The following is an 8,274-nucleotide window of genomic DNA, read 5'->3' as shown; positions in this document are numbered from 1 at the left end:
CCAAGCCCTGCCGGATCCCGCGGGCATCAAGGTCCATCACACCCGGGCCGGTTAAGACCCGGCTGGCGGGGAAAATGTCTGTGAGGCACGGCCTCATTTCCCGGGGATCTTGACATGAGGCACTCCGCGTCCCAGCGAGGTGTCCGGCGGCGAAGGCTGTTGTGGTCCCGGTTGCTCTGGAATCATCACGTTCTTCGGTGGGCAGTTCAGAAGAAGGTGTACCGATTCGCCGAACAGTGCTGCTGCACCGACGCCGCTGTGACCGCGGCCTCGTCGAACCGGCGAATCAGGCAGACCGGAAGCTCAGGCGGACCTGAGACTCAGTCGAACCGGGCGGCGCCCCGGCCTGCGCTGACAGCGAAGATGTCCGGTTCCCGGTAGCCGTGCTCGGCGAATGCCGCAGTGACGGCGTCGCCTACTTCATCGACCTGGTCTGCATGGATGAGGGCGATCGCCGAGCCGCCGAAGCCCCCGCCGATCATCCGTGCCCCGAGCGCTCCGGCTCCCAGAACGGCCGTCACCACAACATCGAGTTCGGCACAGGAGACTTCGTAGTCATGTGCCAGCGATTCGTGCGAGGCCACCAGCAGATCACCGATCGCGCGGATGCGCGCGTCATGCTCACTGCCGTGGGCGCGGTCATTGTCTTCGAGCAGTTTGACGGTGGCGCGGACTCGTGCGTTTTCGGCGATGACGTGTCGCACTCGCCTGCGCTGTTCCTCGGTGAGTTCGCTCAGGTCGACGTCATCGGCGAGTTCCCGCAGACTGTCGACGCCGAAGATCGCGGCAGATTCCTCGCAGGTCTTCCGCCTGGCCCCGTACCCGCTCTCGCTGTGCGAGTGGGAGACCTTCGAGTCGATGACGAGGAGTCTGAGCCCCTCGGAGTCGAGATCGAAGGGAATCTGGCGAGCGCTGAGGTCGCGGCAGTCGAGGAAGAGCGCGTGCCCGGCCTCGGTCATGATCGAGGCGGCCTGGTCGACGATTCCCGTCGGCGCTCCGACGAAGTCGTTCTCGGCCCGCTGCGTCAGCAGCACCTTCTCTCGATCGTCGAGGCCGAGTCCGAACACCTCGTCGAGGGCGATGAGCACCGCCACTTCGAGCGCATGCGATGACGACAGTCCGGCACCGACGGGCACAGTGGACTCGATGTAGAGATCGACACCACCGACCAGCGCGCCGGTGGACTTCGCAATCTCGTCGACGACTCCCGCGGGGTGGCTGAGCCAGCCGGCCAGGGTTCCGGGCACGAGTTCCGCGGCCGTGAACTGACCCGACACACGCCGACCAGCTTCATCGCGATGATCGGAGACGATGCGAATGCTCTCCCCACACCGAGGCGGCTCCGCGGTTCCGATCTCTTCAGCGCTGCCCTCGGTTCTTCCTTCAGCACTGCCTTCGGGGCGCTGACCGATGGCGACGTACACGGCCCGATCGATGGCGATGGGCAGGACGAAGCCTGAGTTGTAGTCCGTGTGTTCGCCGATGAAGTTCACGCGCCCCGGCGCGCGGAAGGACCCGAGCGGCCGGTATCCGAACAGGGCTTCGAACTCGCCGGCGAGGTGATCGGCGGTCGGGGCGGCCGCTGTCTTCGGTGTCTCGGTGCTCATCGACGGCCACCTTCCTGATCGTCCGTGGCGAGGCTCTCGTTCGCTGCGAGGGTCTCGTTCGCTGCGAGGGTCTCGTTGGCTGTCACGGGCACAACCGCCTCGGCGATGGGTGTGAGAGTCACCGCGCGCAGCCTGGCTGCGGTCTCCTCGGCGGAGACATCACCGACGAAGGCACCCATGGCCGCCTCCGACCCGGCGAGGAACTTGAGTTTGTTCTCCGCTCGGCGCGGGCTCGTGATCTCGAGGTGCAGCCATTCGGCGCGGCGGTCGGCGCTGTTGACCGGTGCCTGGTGCCAGGCCGCAATGTACGGAGTGGGGCTCGGGTAGAGTCCGTCGATGCGCTGCAGCACCTCCGGGTAGACGCGGGCCAGGTCGTCTCGTTCGGTGTCGTCGAGTTCGTCGACACTTCCCACCTGACGGTGCGGGACGATGTGGACTTCGATCGGCCAGCGTGCCGCGAAGGGCACGAAGGCGGAGAAGTGATCGGTGTCGATGATCATCCGCTCCCCTGCCTCGCGTTCGAAGGCGAGCACGTCGCCGAGCAGCGGCCGGCCGGTCCGGCGAAGGTGCTCATGGGCTCGGGCCGAGGTGATCGCGGTGTGCGGGGTGACATAGGGGTAAGCATAGATCTGTCCGTGCGGGTGATTCATCGTCACACCGATCTCCTCCCCGCGGTTCTCGAACATGAAGACCTGTTCGATGCCCGGCAGCGCCGACAGCTCAGCAGTCCGGTTGGCCCAGGCGTCGATGACGGTGCGGGCGCGATCGGTGCCGAGGTCGGCGAAGGATCCGGTGTGCTCGGAGGAGAAGACGACGACCTCGCAGCGGCCGTATCCGGGTCCCGACAGCGCAGAGGTCACGGAATCGATGGAGTCGGGGGCCGCCTCGGCGAGGGTGTTGTCCACTGTGTGCGACGACGGAACACCACCGAGGCCGGGCCCGAGTGAGGGGAAGCGGTTCTCGAAGACGGCGACGTCGAAGTCCGCGGCTGGGATCTCGGTGGGACGGTCCGGAAGCGATGGGCACAGCGGGCATTCGGCGGCGGCGGGCAGGTGGGTGCGGGTCTGCCGGTGCGTGGCCACGGCGACCCATTCGCCGGTGAGGACGTCGAAGCGCAGGGTGCCGCTGTCGGGTCGTGATTCGTGAGGCCGGGGGTCGGCGGCGATCACCGGAGCGGGTGAGTCGGGGTCCTGGAAGAACAGGATTTCACGACCATCGGACAGGTTTGTCCTGCGATGCGACGCTGGCATCAGACCTCCCAAAAGTTATCATTTTCGATCATAATGCTAACATCTGTCGGCTCGGACAGGCGCGGAGAGCGTAGAATATCCGCAACTGCCTCTTCCCTCCGTCGAGCCCCCTGGAGACCCATGACCGCCACCATCGAACTCGCCTGCGGCGAGTCTGTCGCGGTCATCTCCCCCACCGGTGCGAGCCTGCTTCGCTTCAGCGTCGGCGAGCGGCCGGTCGTGGTGCCGATGAATGCCTTCGACGGAGCCGTGCTCGCGCCCTGGCCGAACCGGATCGATGGGGGCCGTTTCGATTTCGCGGGAGCCCGCCATCAGCTGCCGATCACCGAGCCCGAGCGCGATACGGCGCTGCACGGCCTCGTCGCCGACGTCGAATGGTCTGTCATCGAGCGGACCGACTCCGCCCTCGGCCTCGGATATGCGCTGGAGGCGACGGCAGGGTATCCGTTCGAGTTCAGTCTGCGGGTGGACTTCGAGCTCGCCGAGGCGGAGCTGCGCATACGCGCCCGTGCCCTCAACACGGGGTCGGGTCCCGCCCCGTTCGGTTTCGGTTTTCACCCGTGGCTCTCACCCGGTGAGTGTGGCGGCGCAGCTGCTGCAGGGTCGGTCGATGCTGCAGGGTCGGTCGATGAGTCTCAGCTCGTCATTCCCGCTGCGCACTGGCTCGAGGCCGATGATCGTCTCATCCCCACGGCCGTGCGCCCCTTCGATGACGGCACCGCGGTCCCGGTCGACCACGTCTCCGATGATTCCGCGTGCATGCTGTGTAAGGACTTCCGGGCGCTGCGCACAATCGGCGGAACGGTCCTCGACGATGCCTTCGGCCAGCCTCGACGCGGGGGCGACGGGTGGTCACGAGCACGGCTGAAAGGCGCTGATTCCCGTGAGGTCATCGTCGGGATGGGTCCCGGTTTCCGCACCTGGCAGGTGTGCACGGGCGACGGCCTCGAAGAGGATCTGGCTCGTCGGGCGATCGCGATCGAGCCGATGACGTGTCCGCCGAATGCGTTCGCAGCAGGCGAGGACTTCGACGTCGTCTCCCCCGGTGACGAGCTTGCCGTCGAGTGGAGTATCACCTTGACCGGAACGGACTGCGAGCGTGCCGATTCGATGTCGGCGGACTCCGCGGGTCAGGGCCTCTCGACTCGGGCCAGCACCGAGAGCTGAGCTGATCTTCTTCCCAAAATGACAGCCGCCCTGCCGGGAGTCGGCGCATCCTGATAGGTTGCGACTGCAGGCAGATATCAGGCGAGCGTGCCCTGCTTGGGGTGCGTTCCATTCTCGAGAAGGACGATCATGTCGACACCGCAGAACCCGAACGACCCGAACAGCAGCTCGGCTGAGCAGAATCTCGACGGCCAGAACACGGGCACCGGGGACCAGCCGCAGAGCACCCAGCCTGCTTCGGACCAGTCCGCCTCGGGCCAGGATGCGCAAGCCCCTGAGGATGCTCAGTACCAGCCGGGCCAGGATGCGCACCAGGGTCAGGACGCTTCGCACCAGTCGGCTCAGGAGGCTCAGGCAGTGCAGGATGCTCAGCCCGGATACCAGCAGGGCACCTATGATCCCAATGCCTATCAGGCACAGGGACAGCCTTACCAGCAGGCCGGATACTCACAGCCCGGCGCCTATCAGCAGGATCCTTACCAGCAGGACCCCTACCAGCAGGATCCTTACCAGCAGGGCGTCTACTCGCAGGGTGCGCCACAGCAGCAGGCATATGGTCAGCCGGTCTACGGCCAGCCCGCGTATGGTCAGGCACCGCAGTCGACGCCCCAGCGGGCCGGGTTCTTCAAGTCGCTGTTCGACATTCGCTTCGACAGCTTCATCGCGGTGAAGTGGGCGGGCTTCATCTACATCATCGCAATCGTCGTCGCGGCCCTGTCCTACCTCGGCACCATCATCGCCGGCATCAGCGCGGGAGTCGCCGCCGGTTCGGCCGCGGCCTACTTCACTGACGGGCCGAGCTTCAATGTGCTGCCGCTGATCCTCTCGATCGTCTTCGGCTGGATCATCCCGGCCCTGTGGGTCATCGGCGTCCGTCTCGTGCTCGAGCTCATCGTCTCCAACATCAAGACGGCCGAGAACACGAAGCGCATCGCCGACTCCGTCTCCCGCTGAAGTCAGTCCTCTCGCCGAAAGCGGCACACTTCACGCCAGACAGCACACAGAGAAAGCAGGGCTTTCCAGCCTCAAGTGTGCCGCTTTCACTCGGCAGCACTGGAGCGCGGCTCGGTGCGCGCGGGATACGCAGCGCGGTGAATTAGAGTGAGCCCCGCATCGAAATTCGATGCGGGGCTCAACCGTACCCCCGAGCAGATTCGAACTGCCGTTACCGCCTTGAGAGGGCGGCGTCCTAGGCCACTAGACGACGGGGGCTCAGAACAACTCACCTGGAGAGACCTCCGGATGATGTCCGCTGGGCTACCAGGACTTGAACCTAGACTAAATGAACCAGAATCACTCGTGCTGCCAATTACACCATAGCCCAATGTTTTTCAAGGTCATCCTCGTGGGGAATTCCCTGAGCAACGAGATATAACTCTACACAAGCACACCACCTCACGACAAATCAGAGAGGCTCCTTTTCGGTGTGACCTTCTTAACACTCGAGCGCCCCAGCCACACCGCCCGGATCTCAACCGCGAGCGAGGCCGATGAGCCGGTCGAGCACCCGAAATCCGTCGGCTCGCAGACCGTTGTGTTCGTACTCGTTCGTCACCCACGGCTGCACCCCGGACAGGTGTTCGGCAGTGGCCAGCGAATACTCCACAGGCACATATGCGTCCTCGAAATACACCGCCGCAGCACCGCGCACCGAGGCGGCCCGCAGTGCGTCGACGTCGTAGAGATCAGGCCATTGACGTGCGGCAATGAGCTCGGCCACCTCGGCGAAGGGGGTGAGCTCCGGATCCTCGTGCAGGGACTCCGGCCCGGCATGCTCACCTGCCAACAGGGTCGGGTCCTCCCGGACGGCATCAGGCATCGCCCGCCGCGCCGCCCAGTTCGTCGCCGCGCCGTCGGCCCAGCAGGATTCGTGGATGACCGCGTAGAGCGGGTTGCGTCCCGAGAACGGCAGGGAGGCGGCAAGGTCATGCCGGAACGCCGCCGAGGCGGGGTCGAGGTCGAGCAGATAGTGCAGCTTCTCCGGACCGTCGGAAGCCCCGAGGAAATGCCCGAGCAGACGGATCCGCTCCGGCGTCGCCCGCGCTCCCCCAGGCAGGGCGAGGCCGTCTCCGACGGACGCGAGCTCGACCAGCCTGCGCATCTTCTCCCGGTCGCCGGGGAACGCCTGGTAGTGCTGTTCGGACTTGCGGATCATCCCCTCCCACGTCCGCCCATAGACGGTCGCCGGGTCGAGGCCGATCGCCGGCAGACCGCCAGTGAAGTACACCTCATGCAGCGATGAGGCATGGGCGGAGACATACCGCAGAGTCGTGAATCCGCCGAAGGACTGCCCCAACAGGGACCACGTCTCCACGCCGAGGTGGCCGCGAAGGATCTCGGCGTCCTCGACGATCGAATCGGCACGGAAGCACGACAGCGCCTCGGCGATCGCGGCCGGATCCTCCCCCACAGCATCCAGGCCGGTGACGGCGCCGTCGACCGAGCCGATCGGATTCGACCGTCCCGTTCCTCGCTGGTCGAGCATGACGACCTGGAATTCCTCGAGGGCACGCTTCACCCAACCGTCGGGGCCGCCGGAAATGCCCGGGCGCGGAGCTTCCACGCCGGGCCCACCCTGCAGGTACACGAGGTAGGGCTTCTGGCTGTCCGCCTCGGCGGCGATGATCCGGGCGAAAACCTCGAGGGTCTGCGGCAGCCGGGCAGGGTGCGCCGACGCCCCGTCGGCCCGATTCGCACCGTCGAAATGGTCGAAGGGCACCTCGATCGTCACATCCCGGAAGTGCAGTCCCCCACGGTTCCAGTTCGCCTGATTCACAGCTGTGCCGCGAGTGCCTTGAGGCGCGTGAGCGAGGAGTCTTTGCCGAGGATCTCCATCGACTCGAACAGCGGCGGGGAGACCTTGCGACCGGACACGGCCACACGCAGCGGGCCATATGCCAGACGCGGTTTGATCTCCATCTCATCGACGAGTCTCGCCGACAGAACCTCTTCGAGCTTCTCCGTCGTCCACTCGTCGAGCCCTTCGAGGACCTCGATGGAGGCGGCGAGCACCTCGGGGGCGGAGTCCTTGAGCGTCTTCATCCCGTCTTCGGCCATGACGAGGTCATCATCGGAGGTGAAGAGGAACGCGAGCAGGTCCGGGGCCTCACCGAGCAGCTTCATCCGGGTCTGCACCAGCGGTGCTGCGGCATCGAGGATCGTCAGCTGAGCATCTGTCGGGGATTCCGGCAGCACCTCGGCGGCCTGCAGATAGGGCACCAGGCGGTTACGGAAGTCACCCGGTTCGAGGAGGCGGATGTGGTCGGCGTTGATGGCCGTGGCCTTCTTCACATCGAAGCGGGCCGGGTTGGGCAGGACGTCGTGGATGTCGAAGGCCTCGGTGAACTCCTTGACGCTGAAGATGTCGCGGTCGGGGCCGATCGACCAGCCGAGCAGTCCGAGGTAATTGATGAGTCCCTCGGGGATGAAGCCGTTCTCGCGGTGGAGGAACAGGTTCGATTCGGGGTCGCGCTTCGACAGCTTCTTGTTGCCTTCGCCCATCACGTAGGGCAGGTGGCCGAACTCGGGGGTCGCCTCGGCGATGCCGATGGCCTTGAGGTGTTCGTAGAGCGCGATCTGGCGCGGGGTCGAGGACAGGATGTCCTCGCCGCGGAGCACGTGGGTGATGCCCATGAGCGCATCGTCGACGGGGTTGACCAGGGTGTACAGCGGCTGGCCGTTGGCACGGACGACGACGAAGTCGGGGACGGTGCCGGCCTTGAACGTGATGTCGCCTCGGACGAGGTCGGTGAACGTGATGTCCTCATCGGGCATGCGCACGCGCCATACGGGTTCGCGGCCCTCGGCACGGAAGGCGGCCTTCTGCTCGTCGGTGAGGTCGCGGTCGAATCCGTCGTAGCCGAGCTTGGGGTCACGGCCGGCGGCCTTGTGACGGGCCTCGACCTCTTCGTTGGTCGAGTAGGACTCGTAGATGTGGCCGCCGGCCTTGAGCTTCTCGATGACGTCGGCGTAGATCTCGGCCCGCTGCGACTGGCGGTAGGGTCCGTCGGGCCCGCCGACCTCGATGCCTTCGTCCCAGTCCAGGCCCAGCCACTTCAGCGCCTCGACGACCTGGCCGAAGCTCTCCTCGGAGTCACGGGCGGCGTCGGTGTCCTCGATGCGGAAGACGAATTTCCCGCCGGTGTGCTTGGCGTAGGCCCAGTTGAACAGGGCCGTGCGGACCATGCCGACGTGCGGGGTGCCGGTGGGTGATGGGCAGAAACGAACTTTGACGCTCACGATTGTCCTTT

The 8,274-nt window shown here is 65.8% G+C and carries 6 protein-coding genes and 2 tRNA genes; 2 read left to right on the top strand and 6 right to left on the bottom strand.

From position 1 onward, the window contains the following. Positions 1-320 precede the first annotated feature (320 nt). The gene (gene galK / locus EB835_RS07385; protein ID WP_135808816.1) at positions 321-1,607 is read right to left on the bottom strand and encodes a galactokinase; all 1,287 of its coding nucleotides are present in this window, start codon (positions 1,605-1,607) and stop codon (positions 321-323) included. Further along, positions 1,604-2,857 carry a galactose-1-phosphate uridylyltransferase gene (galT, locus tag EB835_RS07380; protein ID WP_135808815.1) on the bottom strand — a complete coding sequence of 418 codons (1,254 nt, stop codon included), beginning with the start codon at positions 2,855-2,857 and terminating at the stop codon, positions 1,604-1,606. The genes galK and galT overlap by 4 nt, the downstream gene beginning before the upstream one ends. Positions 2,858-2,977: 120 nt before the next feature. Between galT and EB835_RS07375 the strand changes: the two genes are divergently transcribed. Together EB835_RS07375 and EB835_RS20775 are read left to right on the top strand one after the other, a co-directional pair. After that, positions 2,978-4,024 carry an aldose 1-epimerase family protein gene (locus EB835_RS07375; protein WP_135808814.1) on the top strand — a complete coding sequence of 349 codons (1,047 nt, stop codon included), beginning with the start codon at positions 2,978-2,980 and terminating at the stop codon, positions 4,022-4,024. 129 nt (positions 4,025-4,153) lie between these two features. After that, positions 4,154-4,978, top strand: a complete 825-nt coding sequence (locus tag EB835_RS20775) for a DUF4282 domain-containing protein (RefSeq protein WP_135808813.1) — start codon at positions 4,154-4,156, stop codon at positions 4,976-4,978. 185 nt (positions 4,979-5,163) lie between these two features. Here EB835_RS20775 and EB835_RS07365 read toward each other — a convergent pair. From EB835_RS07365 to gltX, 4 genes are all read right to left on the bottom strand, one after another. Beyond that, positions 5,164-5,236, bottom strand: a tRNA-Glu gene (locus tag EB835_RS07365). Between the two features lie 40 nt (positions 5,237-5,276). Further along, positions 5,277-5,348: transfer RNA gene (locus EB835_RS07360), tRNA-Gln, on the bottom strand. A gap of 147 nt (positions 5,349-5,495) precedes the next feature. Beyond that, entirely contained in the window at positions 5,496-6,800 is a 1,305-nt protein-coding gene (locus EB835_RS07355) for an alpha/beta fold hydrolase (RefSeq protein WP_240688614.1), read from the bottom strand. Further along, on the bottom strand, positions 6,797-8,263 hold the full coding sequence (gene gltX / locus EB835_RS07350; RefSeq protein ID WP_135808812.1) for a glutamate--tRNA ligase: 1,467 nt from the start codon (positions 8,261-8,263) through the stop codon (positions 6,797-6,799). The genes EB835_RS07355 and gltX overlap by 4 nt, the downstream gene beginning before the upstream one ends. Positions 8,264-8,274 lie beyond the last annotated feature (11 nt).

Source organism: Brevibacterium sp. S22, assembly GCF_004745485.1.
Classification (GTDB): domain Bacteria; phylum Actinomycetota; class Actinomycetes; order Actinomycetales; family Brevibacteriaceae; genus Brevibacterium.
Note: the sequence above shows the minus strand (reverse complement) of the source record. Positions and strands in the feature narration are given on the sequence as shown.